This is a genomic window from Cellulomonas sp. GbtcB1 (genome assembly GCF_019091725.1).
Taxonomy (GTDB): Bacteria; Actinomycetota; Actinomycetes; order Actinomycetales; family Cellulomonadaceae; genus Cellulomonas.
Map to the genome: position 1 here is coordinate 1 of NZ_JAGXJG010000480.1, position 241 is coordinate 241.

Below are 241 nucleotides of genomic sequence, written 5' to 3' on the forward strand. Positions count from 1 at the left end.
ACCGCGATCCAGGCGGAGGCCCCCCGGGCCCTGCTGTCGGGCCGCGGCATCACCGGCGTCGCCCAGACCGGCACCGGCAAGACCGCCGCGTTCGGCCTGCCGCGGCTCGCCGCCGTCGACCCGGAGCTCCGCGAGGTGCAGGCGATCGTCCTGGCCCCGACGCGCGAGCGCGCCATGCAGGTCGCCGAGGCGCTGGAGTCCTTCGCCTCGAAGATGCCGGGGCTCGAGGTCGTCCCGGTCT

Annotated in this window: 1 protein-coding gene; it reads left to right on the plus strand. The window is 76.8% G+C overall.

Going from position 1 to position 241, the window contains the following annotated elements; genetic code table 11:
* Window positions 1-241 (plus strand): DEAD/DEAH box helicase (locus tag KVT14_RS21090; RefSeq protein ID WP_217617365.1); only part of this gene is annotated, 241 nt, incomplete at both ends.